Genomic DNA, 17,959 nt, shown 5'->3' with positions numbered 1-17,959 from the left:
CCAGAGGTCTCAGGCGGGCTGCCGTCAGCGGAGGGCTCAGGCGCGCAGACGCAGCCCTCTGGGCGTGGCGAGGAAACCAGCGGCTTCCAGGGTGCGGCCCAGCGGGGAGGTGAGGGAGGAGGCACCGTTGGTGCGCTCCACCGTCACCGTGCCGAGCGTCCCGGCACGGGCCGCCGACGCGAGCGCCTCGGCCGCCGCCAGAAGCGCGGGATCGGCGGGATCGGTCGGCCATGCCAGCAGGGTCTTGCCGCCACGCTCCATGTACAGCGTCAGTTCACCGTCGACGACGACCACCAGCGCGCCGGCCTTGCGACCGGGCTTGTGCCCTGCGCCGTCCGGGGAATCGGGCCACGGCAGGGCCGCGCCGTACGCGTTGGCCGGATCGGCCGCCGCGAGAACGAGCGCGTGGGGAGTCGCCCCGGGGTCCCTGCGGTCACGGGCTGTCGACGTCGCCCTGAGCCGGTCCACGGCACCGTCCATCGCGAACTGGGCCGCTCCCAGGCCCTCGACGACATATCCCCGGCGTGCCTGGCCGCTGTCCTCGAACGCGGCGAGGATGCGGTACGTCGCGGAGAACCCGCCCTCGACACCTTCCGCCTGCACGGCGCCACGGGTCACCACACCGTGGCGGTCCAGGAGCGTGCGGGCCAGGGCGTGTGCGCGGTGGGTCGGTTCGGGCTCGGCCGGGGGCAGCAGGGACCACCGGCCCGAGACGGTCGGCGGACCGGTGCGGGACGCCGGACGAGCGGAGGCGGTCAGGGAGCCGTAACGACCGCGCGGAACACTGCGCTTGGCCCGGTGGGCGGTGGATCCTGCCGTGCGCCCCGAACCCAGGAGCGAGCGCAGCGGGGCGAGGGTGTCGTTGGTGAGGCGGCCGGACCAGACAAGGTCCCAGAGCGCGTCCGCCAGTTGTGGATCGGTGCAGTCGGGGTGGGTGGTGGCGCGGACCTGATCGGCGATCTGCCGGAAGAACAGGCCGTACCCGCCCCGCAGGGTGGTGAGGACCGACTCGTGCAGTGCGGTCTGCTCCAGCGGATGAGGCGGCGGCAGGAGCAGAGGCGCGCTGTCCGCGGGATAGAGGGAGAGCCAGCCGTCCTTCCCGGGCAGCGCGCCCGCGCCGGCCCAGACGACCTCGCCGGTGGTCGTGAGCTCGTCGAGCAGGGCGGGGGTGTACCCCGCGACGCGGCTCGGCAGGATCAGCTTCTCCAGAGCCGAGGCCGGGACCGGGGCACCCTGCAACTGCTCGATGGCGCGTGCCAGTCCGTCGATCCCTCGCAGGCTGTTGTCGCCGAGGTGCTGCCACTGGGGGAGGAAGCCGGCCAGTGCGGCGGGCGGCACAGGCTCCAGCTCCTGGCGGAGTGCTGCGAGCGAGCGGCGGCGCAGGCGTCGCAGGACCGTGGCGTCGCACCACTCCTGTCCGATACCTGCCGGGTGGAACTCGCCCTGGACGATCCGGCCGGACGCGGCGAGCCGTTGCAGCGCGCCGTCCGTGACAGCGCTGCCGAGACCGAAGCGGGCGGCGGCCCGGGTGGTGGTGAACGGGCCGTGCGTACGGGCATGGCGGGCCAGGAGGTCGCCGAGAGGATCCTTCACCGGCTCGGTGAAGGCCTCGGGAACCCCCACGGGCAAAGCGGTTCCGAGGGCGTCGCGCAGCCGGCCCGCGTCCTCGATGGCCGCCCAGTGGGCGGACCCGCCGATCCGCACCTGGATCGCGCGCCGGGCCGAGGCGAGCTCGGGCGCCCATTCCGGCTCGGCACCGCGCGCGGCCAGTTCGTCGTCGGTGAGCGGACCGAGGACGCGCAGGAGATCGGCGACGCCTTCGATGTCCTTGATTCTCCGGTCGTCCGTCAGCCACTGCAGCTCCCGCTCCAGTTCGTCCAGGACATCGGCGTCGAGCAGCTCGCGCAGCTCCGCCTGGCCGAGCAGCTCGGCCAGGAGGTGGGAGTCGAGGGAGAGTGCGGCGGCACGCCGCTCGGCGAGAGGGGAGTCACCCTCGTACAGGAACTGTGCGACGTAACCGAAGAGGAGCGAGCGCGCGAACGGTGAAGGCTCGGTGGTCGTCACCTCGACCAGACGGATGCGGCGTGCCTCCAGGTCGCCCATCAGCTCTGTGAGACCCGGGACGTCGAAGACGTCCTGGAGGCACTCACGGACCGCTTCGAGAACGATCGGGAACGACCCGAACTCGGAGGCGACCTGCAACAACTGGGACGCTCTCTGGCGCTGCTGCCAGAGCGGTGTGCGCTTCCCCGGGCTGCGGCGGGGCAACAGGAGGGCACGCGCCGCACATTCACGGAACCGGGATGCGAACAGGGCCGATCCGCCCACCTGATCGGTGACGACCTGGCTGATCTCCCCCTTGTCGAAGACCACATCTGTCGCGCCGACGGGAGGCTGCTCACTGTCGTACCCGCCGGCAGCCGGGAACCCGGGGGCCGTGTCGGCCGGCCCGGACTCGGGATCCGCCCGATGTCCGGGATCCGCCTGCACCGGATCGAAGTCGAGCAGATCGAGGCCCATCAGATCGGCGTCCGGAAGCCGCAGCACGATGCCGTCGTCCGCATGCATGATCTGGGCGTCCATGCCGTAGCGCTCGGCGAGCCGGGCGGACAGGGCGAGGGCCCAGGGGGCGTGCACCTGGGCACCGAACGGCGAATGCACCACGATCCGCCAGTCGCCGAGCTCGTCTCTGAACCTCTCGACGAGGATGGTCCGGTCGTCGGGGACGTGACCGCAGGCGCGACGCTGCTCGTCCAGGTACGACAGGATGTTGTCCGCCGCCCAGGCGTCCAGGCCGGCAGCGAGCAGCCGGTGCCGGGCGTCCTCGGGTGACAGCCCGCCGACCTCCCGGAGAAAAGCGCCCAGCGCACGGCCCAGCTCCAGCGGCCTCCCCAGCTGGTCGCCCTTCCAGAACGGCAATCGGCCCGGGACACCGGGGGCGGGCGAGACCAGGACCCGGTCCCTGGTGATGTCCTCGATCCGCCAGGACGTGGTGCCCAGCGTGAAGACGTCGCCGATCCGGGACTCGTACACCATCTCCTCGTCCAGCTCGCCGACCCGTCCGCCGCCCTTCTTGGGGTCCGCTCCGGCGAGGAAGACCCCGAAGAGCCCGCGGTCGGGGATGGTGCCGCCCGAGGTGACGGCGAGCCGCTGGGCACCGGGGCGGCCCGTGACCGTACCGGTGATGCGGTCCCAGACGACGCGTGGGCGCAGCTCCGCGAAGGCGTCGGACGGATAGCGCCCGGCCAGCATGTCGAGCACCGCGGTGAACGCGGATTCGGGGAGCGAGGCGAACGGGGCGGCCCGCCGGGCGAGAGCCAGCAGATCGTCGGCCTGCCAGGTGTCGAGCGCGACCATGGCGACCAGTTGCTGGGCCAGCACGTCCAGGGGGTTGGACGGGATCCGCAGGGCCTCGATGGCTCCCTGGCGCATCCGCTCGGTGACCACCGCCGCCTGCACCAGATCGCCGCGGTACTTGGGGAAGACCACTCCGGTGGACACGGCTCCCACCTGGTGCCCGGCGCGGCCCACCCTCTGCAGCCCCGAGGCGACGGACGGCGGGGACTCGACCTGGATCACCAGGTCCACGGCACCCATGTCGATACCGAGTTCCAGGCTCGAGGTGGCCACCACAGCGGGCAGCCGGCCGGCCTTGAGGTCCTCCTCGACCTGGGAGCGCTGCTCCTTGGACACCGAACCGTGGTGCGCACGGGCGAGCAGAGCGGGCGCGCCCTTGGCCGCCCCGGACTCGGCCATGATCTCTGCGGGGGAGTGGGCCTCGGGCATGGCCTCGCCCGTTGCCCGTTCGTAGGCGATCTCGTTGAGCCGGTTGCAGAGACGCTCCGCCAGCCGACGGGAGTTGGCGAAGACGATGGTGGAACGGTGGGACTGTACGAGATCCGCGATCCGCTCCTCGACATGCGGCCAGATCGACGGCTTCTCCGCCTGGTCCGCCCCGCCGTCGGTTGCGGGAGAGCCGCCCAGTTCACCGAGATCCTCGACAGGAACCACGACCGACAGGTCGAACTCCTTGGTGGACGGAGGCTGGACGATCTCCACCTTCCGCTGCGGCGACAGGAAGCGCGCCACCTCGCCGACCGGGCGCACGGTCGCCGACAGCCCGATGCGGCGCGCAGGCCGCGGCAGCAGCTCGTCCAGGCGCTCCAACGACACGGCGAGGTGGGCACCACGCTTCGTGCCCGCGACGGCGTGCACCTCGTCCAGAATCACCGTCTCGACCCCGGCGAGCGCCTCCCGGGCCGATGAGGTGAGCATCAGGAACAGCGATTCGGGGGTGGTGATGAGGATGTCGGGCGGCTTGGTCGCCATCGAACGACGCTCGGCCGGCGGGGTGTCGCCGGAGCGGATCCCGACCCGCACCTCCGGCTCGGGAAGCCCCAGACGCACCGACTCCTGGCGGATCCCGATCAGTGGCGAGCGCAGATTGCGCTCCACGTCGACCGCGAGAGCCTTCAGGGGCGACACGTACAGCACCCGGCAGCGCTTCTTCGCCTCGGCCGGCGGCGGGGCCGCGGCCAGGCGGTCCAGCGAGGCGAGGAAGGCGGCGAGCGTCTTGCCCGAACCGGTCGGCGCGACGACCAGGACGTCCGAACCCTCGCCGATGGCACGCCAGGCACCCTCCTGCGCCGCGGTGGGCGCGTCGAAGGCACCTGCGAACCAGCTACGGGTCGCGGGTGAGAACGAATCGAGTGCGGAACCGGCCATGTCCCCCATCGTGCACCCCACCACTGACAACGGCCGCCGAGCGTGCCCGACGTCCACCGCCGGACCTGCGGGCACCGGCCCGGAGCTGCGAGAATGCGAGCATGGCGGCAGCGGGAGCAACGAAGGAATGGGCGAGGTACTGGCAGCACTCCGAGCTGCCCGAGCTCGATCTGCTGCGCGCCCGGTATGTCCGTCACACCTTCCCGCGCCACAGCCACGAGGGCTACGTCTTCGGCACGATCACCCGCGGGATCGAGGACGTGGGGCTGCCCGACGGCACCGTGCACGCCGGTCCGGGCACCGTGGTCATGATCAACCCGGAGGTGCCGCACACCGCCCGCGCCGGAGACCCCGACGGCTGGGTGTACGCCACCCTCTACCCGTCCGCCCAGGTGGTCAACGACATCGCGGCCGACCTGACGAGCCTGCGCGGCACCGTCGGTTTCGCCGAGACCAGCACGGCGGACCCGGAGGCGGCCCGGCTGATCACCGAGGTCCACCGCGCGGCGGAGGAGAGCAATGCGCTGGCGGCCGACAGCCTGCTCAGGGTTCTGGTCGCCCGGCTGCTGGACAGCCACGGCCGAGTGATGCCCACCCGTACGCCCCGCTCCGCAGGTGCCGGCGACGCAGCCCGTGCGCGGGCGGCACTGGAGGCGCGGATGGAGCGGCCGCCCACCCTGGAAGCGCTCGCCGCCGAGCTCGGCACCAGCCCCTTCGCGCTGCTCCGGGCCTTCAAGAAGCAGTACGGAATGCCACCGCACACCTGGCTCACCGACGCCCGGGTCCGCCGGGCACGACAGTTGCTGGACGCGGGGACGGCGCCCGCCGAGGCCGCCACGGCCGTCGGCTTCACCGACCAGCCGCACCTCAACCGTCACTTCACCCGGATCGTGGGAGTGCCCCCGGGCGCGTACCGGCGCGAGCGTGCAAGAACGTACAAGACCGGCACGTCACTCACCACGTAGCGTTCCGGGCGTGGCAGAACAGACAGCACCCCCCGAAAGTGTCGGCGTCATAGCCGGCAACCCGCCCGCCGTCGAGGAGAAGACGGACGCGGCGGTCGTCCGCGACGCGCTCGGCGTGGGCGTGGCCGTAGGGCTCTCCGGCTTCGCGTTCGGGGTCACCTCGGCAGGCTCCGGGCTGACCCTCCTGCAGACCTGCGTACTCAGCCTCCTCGTCTTCACCGGTGCCTCGCAGTTCGCCCTCGTGGGCGCGCTCGCGGCGGGCGGCAACCCCTATACCGCCGCGGCCGGGGCGTTCTTCCTGGGCGTACGCAACGCCTTCTACGGGCTGCGGCTGTCGCAGCTGCTCGCCCTGCCGCGCGCGATACGGCCCTTCGCCGCCCACTGGGTCATCGACGAGACGACCGCGGTCACTCTGCCCCAGCCCACCCGCCGGGCCGCACGTATCGGTTTCACGGTCACCGGACTCACCCTCTACGTGCTGTGGAACCTGACCACGCTGGTGGGCGCACTCGGTGCCGAGGCGCTCGGTGACACCGACACCTGGGGGCTGGACGCGGCGAGCCCCGCCGTGTTCCTCGCCCTGCTCGCGCCGATGCTGAAGAGCACCACGGAGCGCGTCACGGCCGGCGTCGCCGTCCTGCTGGCCCTCGGACTGCTGCCGGTACTGCCCGCCGGCGTACCCGTACTGCTGTCCGCGCTGGCAGCACCCGTAGTCCTCTTCCTGATGGGACGCGGGAAGACCGCTCAGACCGACACCGCCACAGAAGAGCCCGAGGAGCGCCGATGAACGTCTGGATCGCCATCGGACTCACCGTGGCCGGCTGCTATCTGGCCAAGCTCGCGGGGCTGCTGGTCCCTGCCGGAGTGCTGGAGCGACCGGTCGTCCAGCGACTGGCCGCGCTGCTGCCGGTGGCGCTGCTCGCGGCCCTCACCGCGCAGCAGACCTTCGGCGACGGACAGCAACTGGTGCTGGACGCCAGAGCTGCCGGGCTTGCCGCAGCGGCCCTCGCACTCGTTCTGCGGGCCCCCTTCCTGGTCGTCGTCGGCGCCGCCGTCGTGGTCACCGCTGGGGTACGCGCCCTGGGATAGACGGGCGGCAGCGGTTCAGCGGAGGCTGCGTCCGTGCGCCCGCAAGGTCTGCAGGGCCTTCAGCGTCACGATCGGGCGCCCCTCCAGAGCCGTGCCCGGTGCCCACTGCCGCCAGGTGACCGGCCAGCCGCCGTCCTCCTGCTGCCCGGTCTCCAGGTGATCGAGCGAACGGTCCAGTTCGGCGTCGCTGAACCAGCGGCGCGCGAGCGACCCGGGCGTGCGCACGTAGTCGTACGGGAAGTGGTGCTCACCCGGCGCGTATCCGGGAGCCACCGGGTGGTCCTCGGACCGCTGCGGATCCAGCACCACCAGCCGCTGCTCACGCACCAGCCGCCCCAGACGGTCCGCGGCGGCTTCGGCGCGCGCCCGGTCAGGGACACCGTCCAGGAAGGCGACGGCCGCCTCGATCTCGTAGGGATGGGACTGCTCCAGCGCTTCCACGGCGGCCCAGCAGAAATCGGTGGCCCGGAAGAGCCAGGCGTGCCACACCTGATTGCGGTGCAGCAGCCCGACGACGGGGCCCGTGGCCAGCAGTTCGGCGGGCGGATCGTCGATGACCGGGATGAACGGGGCGGCGGGATAGCCGCGCTGAGAGGGGTGGAGCGCCGGCAGTGCGCCCTCTTTGGTCGACACATCGGTCAGATAGCGACAGATCCGTTCCACGCGCAGACCGCTGCAACGGCCGATCGAATCGAGAACACTCAGCCCGTGAGCGGTGTGCAGCGGCTGGCTCACGGGCCCGCGCAGATCGGGTTCGAGCGCGTGCCCGTAGCCGCCGTCCTCGTTCAAATAGGCGGCGAGCGCGGTCTCGACCACATCCGCACCCCCGTCCAGGAAGTGGTGGGCGAACCGCCGCTGCTCGAGGACACGTGCGGTGAGCCAGATGAACTGCTCGGCGCGGGCGAGGGAATTTGCTCCGGTTCCAGCCATGGACCGACCGTAGAGGGGAAAGCACAGCCGGTAGGGCGTACCGGCTCGGCTGCACCCTCAGGAGCGGGATACTGAAGGCATGCGGTTGACGATTTTCTGGGAGCGGATGGCGGACCACTTCGGTGAGGGGTACGCGGATTCCTTCGCGCGCGACCACGTGATGGCCGAGCTCGGCGGCCTGACGGTGCACGAGGCACTGGCCGCGGGCTGGGAGACCAAGGACGTCTGGCGCGGGGTCTGCTCGGCGGTCGGCATCCCCGCCGACAGACGCTGACCGGACGATCCGGCGCCCGGGGCGGGCAACCGGCTGTCACCGGAGTGAGCGAGACTTGTCCCGTGGCACCGACAGACGAGACCGCCGAGATCCAGCCGCCCGACTCACCACCCGTCCCGCCCGCCGAGCCACCGACCCCACCGCCCGGCAGCGGTCCGGTCCGGATGCCTGCCTGGCTGCCGCGCGCGATGATCCTCGCCCTGGCGCTCTACGGGTGCTTCCGGCTCGGCAGCTGGGCGTTCGACCAGCTCATCGGGTTGCTGACCAACATCCTCATCGCCTTCTTCCTGGCGCTCGCCATCGAGCCGGCGGTCAGCCGCATGGCGACGCGCGGGATGCGCCGTGGACTCGCCACCTTCCTGGTCTCTCTCGGTGTGCTGATCTTCGGAGTCGGCTTCGTCGTCCTGCTCGGCTCCATGCTCGCGGGCCAGATCGTCGACATGGTCGAGGACTTCCCCCAGTACCTCGACTCGGTGATCAACTGGGTCAACGAGACCTTCCACACCTCGCTCTCGCGGGTCGAGGTGCAGGACAGCCTGCTCCACTCTGACTGGCTCCAGAAGTACGTCCAGAACAGTGCGACCGGGGTGCTCGACGTCTCCACGACGGTGCTCGGCGGGCTCTTCCGGCTGCTGACGATCTTCCTGTTCTCGTTCTACTTCGCGGCCGACGGCCCCCGGCTGCGGCGGGCGCTGTGCTCCGTACTGCCGCCCGCCCGCCAGGCAGAGGTGCTGCGCGCCTGGGAGATCGCGGTCGACAAGACCGGCGGCTACATCTACTCGCGCGGCCTGATGGCGCTGATCTCCGGAGTGGCGCACTACATCCTGCTGGTGATCCTCGGTGTGCCGTACGCTCCGGCCCTCGCGGTCTGGGTCGGTCTGGTCTCGCAGTTCATCCCGACGATCGGTACGTACCTCGCAGGTGCGCTGCCGATGCTGATCGCCTTCACCGTCAATCCCTGGTACGCGCTGTGGGTGCTCGGATTCGTCGTGGTCTACCAGCAGTTCGAGAACTACGTGCTGCAGCCCAAGGTCACCTCGAAGACGGTCGACATCCACCCCGCCGTCGCCTTCGGGTCCGTGGTCGCGGGTACCGCTCTGATGGGCGCGGTCGGTGCGCTGATCGCCATTCCGGCGGTCGCGACGCTCCAGGCATTCCTGGGCGCCTACGTGAAGCGCTACGCCGTGACGGACGACCCGAGGGTGCACGGTGGCCACGGCCGGCGCCGTGGTGAGCCGGTGATTTCCCGGATCCGCCGTGCGATCAGGGGCCGCGGCGACCGGTGACGCGGCGCTGCGATCGGCGTCAGCCGCGGGCCGGCGACGCGGGCTGCCGGCTCAGCGGTAGCCGGAGACGTCGGCGGGCAGTCCGGGGTCCTGGACCTCGGTGAGGTACCTCCAGGCGTCGGGCCGGCTGCCGTCGAGATCGGTGAAGCCGTAGACCCGCGCCAGCTGCCCGCTCGACAGCGAGTCGCCGTTCCAGCGAGCCACCTCGGGATCCTGGGCGAGCGCGGCCACGGCCCGTCCGACGAACGCCGGTGACTCGGAGATGGCGAAGTGGGGGGAGCGGGCGACGGCGTCATGCCAGTTCGCCTCGGTGACGCCGTGGGCCTGGAGCATGGCCTCGGACCTGAGCCAGCCCGGAGTGAGCGACACCGCGGTCGCCCCGTGCGGCTCCACCTCGTGCGCGAGGGCGAAGGCCATGCGGTTCACCGCGGCCTTCGCGAGGTCGTAGAAGAACGACACCCGGTAGTTGGTGGCGTTGTACTCGTCCGTGCCGTCCGTCACCTCGACCACGAGGCCGCCCGGTCTCGCGATGAGGAGCGGGACCGCGAAGTGGCTGGTGATCGCGTGGGTGTCCACGGCCAGGCGCAGCGTGCGCAGCCCGGTGTCCAGGGAGGACTCCCACACGGTCTTGTCCCACTCGATCTCGGCGCCCCAGATGTCGTTCACCAGGACGTGCAGAGCACCCTGCTCGCTGCGGATGCGTGCCACCAGCGCGCTGACCTGGGCGGGCACGAGATGGTCGACCTGGACGGGGATGCCGTGACCGCCTGCCTCGTCGACGAGCGCCGCGGTCTCCTCGATGGTCTCGGGGCGGTCCATCTCCGACCTCTCGGAACCGCTGGTGCGTCCGGTGACGTACACGGTCGCTCCGGCCGCTCCCAGCTGTACGGCGATCCCTCGGCCCGCACCGCGTGTACCACCGGCGACAAGAGCGACTTTTCCTGACAGACCACTCGGAGGCATCTCCATGACGCCGGAACCTAGCATGGTGCCTGTCACTTTTCGTTGACTCGGTCGTCCTCGGCTGTTATAAGCCACTACTCTCGGCTGTGCCGGCCCGGCGCGGTGCGCTTGACACCGAAATCGAACATCCATTCTCATTGGATTCCGGCCGGGTTTTCCCGGGCGCGACCGTGGAGTTGTCCACAGGTCGGGAGGACGTCGAGGCCCATTGTCAGTGGCAGGGGTTAGCGTCTTTGACGTGAAGCGATCGACTCAAGCAAATCGGGTGGAACCCATGGCAGGTAACGACCGCGAGAAGGCGCTGGACGCCGCACTCGCACAGATTGAGCGCCAATTCGGCAAGGGCGCGGTGATGCGCCTCGGTGAGCGGCCGAACGAGCCCATCGAGGTGATCCCCACCGGGTCGACGGCACTCGACGTCGCGCTCGGCGTCGGCGGCCTGCCGCGCGGCCGTGTGGTGGAGGTGTACGGACCGGAGTCCTCCGGTAAGACGACGCTGACGCTGCACGCCGTGGCGAACGCGCAGAAGCTCGGCGGCACGGTGGCCTTCATCGACGCCGAGCACGCCCTCGACCCCGAGTACGCGAAGAAGCTCGGCGTCGACATCGACAACCTCATCCTGTCCCAGCCGGACAACGGCGAGCAGGCTCTCGAGATCGTCGACATGCTGATCCGCTCGGGCGCCCTCGACCTGATCGTCATCGACTCCGTCGCGGCCCTGGTGCCCCGTGCGGAGATCGAGGGCGAGATGGGTGACTCGCACGTGGGCCTGCAGGCCCGTCTGATGAGCCAGGCGCTCCGGAAGATCACCAGCGCGCTCAACCAGTCCAAGACCACCGCGATCTTCATCAACCAGCTCCGCGAGAAGATCGGCGTGATGTTCGGCTCGCCGGAGACCACCACCGGTGGCCGCGCGCTCAAGTTCTACGCCTCGGTGCGCCTCGACATCCGACGGATCGAGACGCTCAAGGACGGCACCGACGCCGTCGGCAACCGCACCCGCGTCAAGGTCGTCAAGAACAAGGTCGCGCCGCCCTTCAAGCAGGCCGAGTTCGACATTCTCTACGGCCAGGGCATCAGCCGAGAGGGCGGTCTGATCGACATGGGCGTGGACCACGGCTTCGTCCGCAAGGCCGGCGCCTGGTACACGTACGAGGGCGACCAGCTCGGCCAGGGCAAGGAGAACGCCCGCAACTTCCTCAAGGACAACCCCGATCTCGCCAACGAGATCGAGAAGAAGATCCTGGAGAAGCTCGGTATCGGTGTGCGGCCGAAGGACCCGGCTGCGGAGCCCGCTGCCGACGCGACCACCACCGCGGGTGCGGCCGACGGAGCGGCGAAGTCGGTGCCCGCTCCTGCGACCAAGGCCAAGCCCGCCAAGACGGCGGCGGCCAAGAGCTAGGCCGTGACGCGTCGCACGGAGTGGCAGGACGGCGCCGCCGGCGCGGGTCCCGGCCCCGAATTCGCCGCAGAGTCCGCAGACGGTCCCCCGGGTTCCGGCCCGGGGACCGGGTTCGGTGAGGGGGCGGGCCGTCGTTCCCGCTCCCGTTCCAGAAGCAGCGGTTCCCCCGCCCCGTCGAGGGCCGGGAAGGGGGAACCGCTCGACCCGGTCGAGCAGGCGCGCAACATCTGCCTGAGGCTGCTGACCGGGACCCCGCGCACCCGCAAGCAGCTCGCCGACGCCCTGCGCAAACGGGAAATCCCCGACGAGGCGGCCGAGGAAGTGCTCTCGCGCTTCGAGGACGTCGGGCTGATCAACGACGCGGCGTTCGCGGGCGCCTGGGTCGAGTCCCGGCACCACGGCAGGGGGCTGGCCCGTCGTGCTCTCGTGCAAGAGCTGCGCACCAAGGGCGTGGACTCCGCACTGATCGACGAGGCGGTCGGACAGCTTGATTCCGAGCAGGAGGAGGAGACCGCCAGGGAGCTCGTCGCGCGCAAGCTCCGCTCCACCCGGGGGCTGGACCGGGACAAGCGGCTGCGTCGGCTCGCGGGCATGCTCGCGCGCAAGGGGTACGGGGAGGGGATGGCCCTGCGCGTGGTCCGTCAGGCGATCGAGCAGGAGGGCGAGGACACGGAAGGGCTGGACGAGACCTACTGAGAGTGGTCGGCGGTAGCGGAGGGGGCTGTCGCCGGCCGGTGTCGGAGGGGATCGGCACCCCGCGCGTATGGTCCGGAGTCCCGCAGGCCGCGGCGTGCGGCAGGTCCTGGGCCCGCATGACTGGCCTGCGGTGTGCACAGGTCCAGGGTCCCGCACGCTCAGTGTCCGGCCAGGGATGCCCGGCGGATCGTGGCGTCGAGCAGGGCCAGTGCATCCGAGGCGGTACGCCCGGGATGACGGTTCCACGGGCCGATCAGTCCGGTCCAGCCCTGCGAGCGCAGCTCGGTGATCAGCCAGGCGCCCGCCCGGTCCACGGTGTCCAAGGAGCCGTAGCCGAGCCTGTGTGCGGTCAGCATGGCGCCGCACACACAGCGGGCACCCCGTGCGTTGCGCAGTCGGTACGGCGTGTTCTGCCAGCCCCACTCGGTCAGGATCTGCCGCGCGTAGCCGAGATGGGTGGAAGGGCGGACATCAGGCTGCCCGATGCGGCGCCATGCGTGAAGGCGCTCCGGCAGGACTGCACCCAGCCGCCCCGGGAGCGGACGCTCGCGGGGGAGTCCCACGGGCATCGCCCGCAGAGAGTCGTCGATGAGCCGGTCGACGGGCACGGACAGCAGATCCCGCCAGTCGGCCGGGGGCCGGGACGGTGCCGAGTGTGACGGCGTGGATGCCGGGAGGTCCGGCTCGGGGGCGGTGCGCTCCCAGCCCGTGACGATCCGCTGCCACGCCTGCGTGTCATGGAGCAGCGAGGCCTGGGTGTCGAGCTGGTCAGGGGTGAGGTGAGCAGTCTCCATCGGCGCGACATCTCCGTACATTCCGATCCTCAGTGATGAGGCGAATGTCCGTCGCGCGAGGCGAATGCTCCACCGGGGAGCGGCGTTCGGGTGGGTCGGGGCACCATTCGGTCCTGCCGGCGGCAGCGCGTGCCCCGGCGTCACTCGTACGGCGACCGATGGTGGGGGCCTCCGGGCGGAGGCCCCGGCACCCTGACAGGTTCTGCCGCGGAGGACCGCCGGTCAGAGCGCGACTGGGAGCCCTGCGGAACGCCACGCCTGGAAGCCGCCGACCAGGTCGGTGGCCCGGTGCAGTCCCAACTGCCGCAGGGAATCGACCGCGAGACTCGACGCGTACCCCTCGTTGCAGATCACCACGACCCGCAGATCGTGACTCACGGCCTCCGCAGCGCGGTGGCTCCCCTGCGGATCGAGCCGCCACTCCAGCTCGTTGCGCTCGATGACCAGTGCCCCCGGGATCAGCCCGTCCGCCTCGCGCAGCGCCGCGTAGCGGATGTCGACCAGCAGCGCTCCGTCCGCCGCCGCGGCAGCGGCCTCCTCGGGGCCGATCCGCTCGTAGCCGGCCCGGACCCGGTCCAGCAGCTCGTCGATCCCGACCCGCTCCGTCCGCTGCTCCTGTGTGCTGCTCACTGCCAGTCCTCCGGGCGTTCGGTCTGCTCCAGGCGGAGCACCGCACCCGTCCGGCTGAACCGGCGGATCTGCGGCAGTGGCGGGTAGTAGGCGTGCACCGATACGGCGTGTTCGTCTTCGGACTCGTTGAGCACCTCGTGCACATGGTGCCGGCCGAACGCCCTGCCCCGGCCCTTCGCCAGCTGCCGGGTCCGGTCGATCCCGTCCGCCAGTTCAAGGGTCTTCCAGCCGTCGGCGGGCAGCCGGGCGGCCAGCGAGTGCTCGGTGAGGGCACCTGCGGCCAGGGTGAACGCGCCGATCGACTCGGCGTGGTCGTGCCAGCCGGTGCCGGTACCCGGCGGCCAGCCGATCAGCCAGGCCTCGCTGCCACCAGGGCCGTCGAGCCGGAGCCAGGTGCGGCCCTCGGGATCGAGCGGGAGCGAGGCGATGAGCGCGGCGTCGTCCGCGGTACGTCGGACGAAGTCGAGGAGCTCCGTGGCCGTCGGCGCGGGGGTGGCGGTGCCGACGGCGGACGCGGGCGTGGGTACGGAGGGGGATGCAGACACGGGGACCGTCCTGAAGGTTCGCTTGGAGGCACGCGTCCGTACGGAAAGCGGCACGGCGCGGCATGACGAGGCGATCAGCAGGACGGGCGACACACGCAGCCCGCATAGCGGACGAGGTCCATATGGACCCTCCGCCACAGGCGCACATCGGTGTCGGTCATGATCTGGAGTACACCATGTGCGTGTGAGACGGTCAATTGACGTCCGCAGTCCGGTCGGAGGCCGCGGTCGCACGCCCCGTGCCGTCGTCAGCCGCGTCGACCGCGCCACCGCGCGCCGCGTCGGCCGCGGCGAGGAGCTCCGCGGACCGGACCCCGCTGAACGCCGCCACGAGGTGTCCGTCCGGCCTGACCAGCAGCACGGTGTGCGCCGTTGCACCCGGATAGCTCTCGGTCACCAGGAGCTCGGCCTTCACGGGCAGCGCGTCCACCGCCTCGACGAGCCTGGGCATGACCCCGGCGGTCAGCCAATGCCGCCGGTCCCACACCCCGGTTCCCGGTGCGACCAGGATCACCAGCAGATGTCCCTGCCCCAGCCGGTCGCGCAGGCGCACGGTCTTCCCGTCGGGAGCCGTCACCCGCACGTCGGCGACCGGCGCACCGGGGGGCGTGCCCACGGCAGTGTGCGCCCCGGCGCGTTGAGGTGAAAGAGGGGACTGGGCGTACGAGGGGGGCGCACCCAGGGGACCGCATCCCAGATGGCCATCGGCCAGCAGGGTGTCGTGCCCGCGCCCGCTGCCCGGTACCAGCGTCCGCAGGCCGGGTCCGCCACGCAGTATCGGCAGCGACTGGTCGGCCGCGCGCAACCGGGAGGCGACAGCAGCCCTCCGCTCCGCCTGGTAGCTGTCGAGCAGCAGCTTTGAGGCGCCGTGGTGCCAGGCCTGCGCAAGCTTCCAGGCCAGGTTCTCGGCGTCCCGCAGTCCCTCGTCCAGCCCCTGGGTGCCGAGAGCCCCCAGCAGGTGGGCGGCGTCGCCGGCCAGGAAGGCGCGCTTCGACCTCCAGCGCAGGGCGAGGCGGTGGTGCAGCGTGTACACGCCGGTGTCCAGCAGCTCATAGGCCGGGGTCTCGCCGCACCAGCCCGCGAGGGTGTCACGGATCCGGGTGACCAGAGCGTCAGGGGTGACGAGCTCACCACGAGGCGGAAGGAGCCAGTCCAGCCGCCAGACGCCGTCGGGCAGGGGCCGCGCGGTGACCTCCGCACCCCCGGTGCGCCACGGCGGCGCCCGGTGCAGCACGGCCTCGTCGGGCCACGGCAGCTCGGCACGGAGAGCGGCCACGGCATGCCGCTCCACCGCCGTACGGCCGGGGAACCTGATGTCCAGAAGCTTGCGCACGGTGGACCTGGCACCGTCGCAGCCGACCAGGTAGCTGCCGCGCCACCACGTGGAACCGGGCTCCCTGGTGTGCACGGTGACGCCGTGGGGGTCCTGCTCGAGCGTGTCGATCCTGCTGAACGGGACCAAGGTGATCAGGTGCTGCGCGGAGGCGGCGGCCCGCAGACCCTGGGTGAGGGCGTGTTGGGGAAGGTGAACGGGCGAGGGCAGCGGAACAGTGCCTTCCGCGTCACCGAGCGGAACCGCGCGAACCAGCTGCTTGCGCCGCACCGAGCGCCATCCCGCCCAGCGCAGCCCCTCCTCGTGGAGGTTCTCGCACCCGAGCCGTTCGACCAGGTCCGCGGTGTCCTCGCGCAGAACCACGGTGCGGGCGGGGCGGGGTTCGTCTTTGCCCGGCCCTTCGTCCAGTACGACGGAGGGGACGCCCTGGGCGGCGAGGGCGAGCGACAGTGCCAGGCCGACCGGCCCGGCACCGACGACGATCACCGGGTCCACGGTGTGAACCCTCCGGCACTGACGGTCGACGGCGTGAGGGAGGAAGGGGTTGCGGCGGCGGAGGCTCGGGGCGCGATCACAGAACGTATGCAACCTACTGCCGGTGCTTGCGTCAAGTGACAACGGAACGTGGCGGGGGGCGCGGCAACTGCGCCGGCGCCCCCCAGTGGATCCTTGACCGATGGCCCGTCAGACCTCGCGTGTGCCGTCCGACTTGACCGGCGGCGCCTCGATGGTCTCCAGACCACCGTCCGGCGCGACACCGACCACTGCGCCCGTGCTCTTCTTGGCGCGGCGCAGCCTGCCTTCGAGCCAGCTCGCGAACGAGGTGAGTGCGAAGTTCAGCACGATGTAGATCAGCGCGATGACGGTGAAGCACGCGATGGTGTTCGCGCCGTAGTTCGCGCTCATCGGACGGACCGAGGCGAGCAGCTCGGGGAAGGTGAGCACCGCACCGCCGAGAGCGGTGTCCTTCACGATGACGACGATCTGGCTGACGATCGCGGGCAGCATGGCGGTGACCGACTGCGGCAGCAGCACGTACCGCATGGTCTGGCCCTTGCGCATGCCGATCGCCTTGGCGGCATCCGTCTGCCCCTGCGGGAGGGACTGGATTCCGGCCCGCACGATCTCGGCGAGAACCGAGGCGTTGTACAGCACGAGACCCGTGACGACGGCGTACAGCGGCCGCACGTCGCTGCTGATGTTCGTGAATTCCGAGTACGCGGCGTTCGCCGCGATCATCAGGATCAGGACCGGGATGGCGCGGAAGAACTCCACGACGATGCCGGACGGCATCCGCACCGCCCGGTGGTCGGAGAGCCGACCGATACCGAACAGTGCCCCCAGCGGCAGAGCGATGATCAGGGCGAAGAACGCGGCCTTGAGCGTGTTCTGGAGCCCCGGCCAGAGGTACGTCTCCCACGGCAGGGAACTCGTGAAGAACGGCTCCCACTTCACCCAGTCCAGCTGGTGCTTCGAGTTCAGCCCGTCGTAGACCCACCACAGCACGCCGGCGAAGACGAGCAGGAAGAGGACCGAGTACAGGACGTTGCGCCGCTTGGCGCGGGGCCCCTGTGCGTCGAAGAGGACGGATGTCATCGCTTCACCGCCACCTTCTTGCTCACCCAGCCGAGGACAAGCCCGGTCGGGAGGGTGAGGCAGATGAATCCGAACGCGAAGACAGCAGAGATCAGGATCAGTTGAGCCTCTGCCTCGATGATGGTCTTCATGAGCGACGCAGCCTCGACGACACCGATCGCCGCGGCGACGGTGGTGTTCTTGGTCAATGCGATCAGCACATTGGCCAGCGGGTTGACGACCGAGCGGAAGGCCTGCGGAAGGATGATCAGGCGCAGTACCTGGGTGAAGCTCAGCCCGAGTGCGCGGGCGGCCTCGGCCTGGCCGGCAGGCACGGTGTTGATGCCCGAGCGCAGCGCCTCGCAGACGAAGGCGGCGGTGTAGAGGGCGAGCGCGAGTACCGCGAGCCGGAAGTTGATGACCTTGAAGTCGTCGGATCCGAAGGTGATCCTGAGTGTCTGGAAGAGACCCAGAGACGCGAAGACGATGATCACGGTCAGCGGGATGTTGCGGACGATGTTCACATAGGCGGTTCCGAAACCGCGCATCAGGGGGACCGGGCCGACCCGCATGCCGGCCAGCAGCGTTCCCCATATGAGGGCACCGAGGGCGGAGTAGACGGTGAGCTTCACCGTCACCCAGAAGGCCCCCAGTAGGTCGTAGGGCTCAAGAAAGTCGAACACGATCTCCCGTGCTTCCGCGTGTGGGGAGGGCACGGTGCGCCGCCTCGATGGCGGCGCACCTCATCGGCC

17 protein-coding genes are annotated in these 17,959 nt (G+C 70.8%); 7 read left to right on the top strand and 10 right to left on the bottom strand.

Annotated features, from left to right (window positions below; translation table 11 throughout):
- Window positions 1-36 precede the first annotated feature (36 nt).
- A complete protein-coding gene (locus ACFW9O_RS23805; RefSeq protein ID WP_384611951.1) occupies window positions 37-4,725 on the bottom strand; it encodes a DEAD/DEAH box helicase in 4,689 nt (1,562 codons plus the stop codon).
- A 101-nt stretch (window positions 4,726-4,826) separates the two neighbouring features.
- On the opposite strand from ACFW9O_RS23805, the gene ACFW9O_RS23800 reads away from it, so the two are divergent.
- From ACFW9O_RS23800 to ACFW9O_RS23790, 3 genes are read left to right on the top strand one after another with little or no spacing between them, the layout of a single operon-like run.
- On the top strand, window positions 4,827-5,690 hold the full coding sequence (locus ACFW9O_RS23800; RefSeq protein WP_384611949.1) for an AraC family transcriptional regulator: 864 nt from the start codon (window positions 4,827-4,829) through the stop codon (window positions 5,688-5,690).
- 10 nt (window positions 5,691-5,700) lie between these two features.
- Window positions 5,701-6,477 carry an AzlC family ABC transporter permease gene (locus tag ACFW9O_RS23795; protein ID WP_384611947.1) on the top strand — a complete coding sequence of 259 codons (777 nt, stop codon included), beginning with the start codon at window positions 5,701-5,703 and terminating at the stop codon, window positions 6,475-6,477.
- Entirely contained in the window at window positions 6,474-6,779 is a 306-nt protein-coding gene (locus ACFW9O_RS23790; protein WP_351167777.1) for an AzlD domain-containing protein, read from the top strand. The genes ACFW9O_RS23795 and ACFW9O_RS23790 overlap by 4 nt, the downstream gene beginning before the upstream one ends.
- 15 nt (window positions 6,780-6,794) lie before the next feature.
- Here the strand turns inward: ACFW9O_RS23790 and ACFW9O_RS23785 are convergent, their stop codons facing one another.
- Window positions 6,795-7,709, bottom strand: a complete 915-nt coding sequence (locus tag ACFW9O_RS23785; protein ID WP_384611945.1) for a hypothetical protein — start codon at window positions 7,707-7,709, stop codon at window positions 6,795-6,797.
- 79 nt (window positions 7,710-7,788) lie between these two features.
- On the opposite strand from ACFW9O_RS23785, the gene ACFW9O_RS23780 reads away from it, so the two are divergent.
- Complete coding sequence (locus ACFW9O_RS23780) at window positions 7,789-7,983, top strand: DUF3046 domain-containing protein (RefSeq protein ID WP_384611943.1); 195 nt, start codon at window positions 7,789-7,791, stop codon at window positions 7,981-7,983.
- 164 nt (window positions 7,984-8,147) lie between these two features.
- The gene (locus ACFW9O_RS23775; protein ID WP_384611982.1) at window positions 8,148-9,269 is read left to right on the top strand and encodes an AI-2E family transporter; all 1,122 of its coding nucleotides are present in this window, start codon (window positions 8,148-8,150) and stop codon (window positions 9,267-9,269) included.
- Between the two features lie 51 nt (window positions 9,270-9,320).
- On the opposite strand, the gene ACFW9O_RS23770 is transcribed toward ACFW9O_RS23775, so the two are convergent.
- A complete protein-coding gene (locus tag ACFW9O_RS23770) occupies window positions 9,321-10,238 on the bottom strand; it encodes an SDR family oxidoreductase (protein ID WP_384611941.1) in 918 nt (305 codons plus the stop codon).
- Between the two features lie 268 nt (window positions 10,239-10,506).
- On the opposite strand from ACFW9O_RS23770, the gene recA reads away from it, so the two are divergent.
- Together recA and recX are read left to right on the top strand one after the other, a co-directional pair.
- The gene (gene recA, locus ACFW9O_RS23765; protein ID WP_351167785.1) at window positions 10,507-11,634 is read left to right on the top strand and encodes a recombinase RecA; all 1,128 of its coding nucleotides are present in this window, start codon (window positions 10,507-10,509) and stop codon (window positions 11,632-11,634) included.
- 3 nt (window positions 11,635-11,637) lie between these two features.
- Entirely contained in the window at window positions 11,638-12,330 is a 693-nt protein-coding gene (gene recX / locus ACFW9O_RS23760) for a recombination regulator RecX (RefSeq protein ID WP_384611940.1), read from the top strand.
- Between the two features lie 158 nt (window positions 12,331-12,488).
- Here recX and ACFW9O_RS23755 read toward each other — a convergent pair whose 3' ends face one another.
- The 7 genes from ACFW9O_RS23755 to ACFW9O_RS23725 all read right to left on the bottom strand — a co-directional run bounded on the left by ACFW9O_RS23755 (window position 12,489) and on the right by ACFW9O_RS23725 (window position 17,890).
- Entirely contained in the window at window positions 12,489-13,124 is a 636-nt protein-coding gene (locus ACFW9O_RS23755) for a hypothetical protein (RefSeq protein WP_384611938.1), read from the bottom strand.
- Between the two features lie 222 nt (window positions 13,125-13,346).
- On the bottom strand, window positions 13,347-13,754 hold the full coding sequence (locus ACFW9O_RS23750) for a rhodanese-like domain-containing protein (protein ID WP_384611936.1): 408 nt from the start codon (window positions 13,752-13,754) through the stop codon (window positions 13,347-13,349).
- Window positions 13,751-14,299 carry a cysteine dioxygenase gene (locus ACFW9O_RS23745; protein WP_384611934.1) on the bottom strand — a complete coding sequence of 183 codons (549 nt, stop codon included), beginning with the start codon at window positions 14,297-14,299 and terminating at the stop codon, window positions 13,751-13,753. Before ACFW9O_RS23745 ends, ACFW9O_RS23750 begins: the two co-directional genes overlap by 4 nt.
- 74 nt (window positions 14,300-14,373) lie before the next feature.
- Window positions 14,374-14,421: a hypothetical protein gene (locus tag ACFW9O_RS23740; RefSeq protein WP_309506048.1), complete on the bottom strand. Its 48-nt coding sequence runs from the start codon at window positions 14,419-14,421 to the stop codon at window positions 14,374-14,376.
- Between the two features lie 71 nt (window positions 14,422-14,492).
- The gene (locus ACFW9O_RS23735; RefSeq protein ID WP_384611933.1) at window positions 14,493-16,127 is read right to left on the bottom strand and encodes an FAD-dependent monooxygenase; all 1,635 of its coding nucleotides are present in this window, start codon (window positions 16,125-16,127) and stop codon (window positions 14,493-14,495) included.
- Window positions 16,128-16,316: 189 nt separating this feature from the next.
- Window positions 16,317-17,228 carry an amino acid ABC transporter permease gene (locus ACFW9O_RS23730; protein WP_351167797.1) on the bottom strand — a complete coding sequence of 304 codons (912 nt, stop codon included), beginning with the start codon at window positions 17,226-17,228 and terminating at the stop codon, window positions 16,317-16,319.
- Window positions 17,225-17,890, bottom strand: coding sequence for an amino acid ABC transporter permease (locus ACFW9O_RS23725; protein WP_351167848.1), 666 nt, complete (start codon window positions 17,888-17,890; stop codon window positions 17,225-17,227). The genes ACFW9O_RS23730 and ACFW9O_RS23725 overlap by 4 nt, the downstream gene beginning before the upstream one ends.
- Window positions 17,891-17,959 lie beyond the last annotated feature (69 nt).

It is taken from the genome of Streptomyces sp. NPDC059499, from assembly GCF_042749285.1.
GTDB lineage: Bacteria > Actinomycetota > Actinomycetes > Streptomycetales > Streptomycetaceae > Streptomyces.
Note: the sequence above shows the minus strand (reverse complement) of the source record. Positions and strands in the feature narration are given on the sequence as shown.